Origin of the sequence: Shimia sediminis, from assembly GCF_003990645.1 — a bacterium.
In the GTDB taxonomy this organism is placed as follows: domain Bacteria; phylum Pseudomonadota; class Alphaproteobacteria; order Rhodobacterales; family Rhodobacteraceae; genus Shimia; species Shimia sediminis.
On record NZ_RYZK01000110.1, the window covers coordinates 1 to 540 of the forward strand.

The window sequence follows — 540 nt, forward strand, 5'->3', positions numbered from 1 at the left end:
GGCGGTCGGCAAAAATAAAGGTTTATCGAAAGGTGGAAAAAAGGGTGTTAAAAAGAAGATTGTCGACCCCTTCACAAGGAAAGACTGGTACGACGTGAAGGCCCCGTCTATGTTTATTACGAGGCAAGTAGGAAAAACTTTGGTAAATAGGACCCAAGGAACCAAGATTGCATCTGAAGGTTTAAAGTTTAGAGTATTCGAAGTGTCCCTAGCAGATTTACAAAACGACAATGACGCTGATCGTTCGTTCCGAAAATTTAAGCTCATCTGTGAAGATGTTCAAGGGAGAAATTGTCTTACAAATTTTCATGGAATGGATATAACAACTGACAGACTTAGGTCAATGGTAAGGAAGTGGCAGACGCTTATTGAAGCTTCTGCTGATGTTAAGACCACTGATGGATATTTGCTTAGGGTATTCTGCATTGGATTCACCCACAAAGATCCTGCTTCCCAGAGAAGGACTTGTTATGCCCAGCACACCCAAGTTAGACAAATTCGTAAAAAAATGGTAGAAATTATAACTCGTGATATCACGGG

At 40.9% G+C, this 540-nt stretch carries 1 protein-coding gene; it reads left to right on the forward strand.

Going from position 1 to position 540, the window contains the following annotated elements; all coding sequences use genetic code 11:
• Window positions 1–540: eS1 family ribosomal protein (locus EK369_RS23040; RefSeq protein ID WP_206198169.1), on the forward strand; the 540-nt coding region annotated here is incomplete at both ends.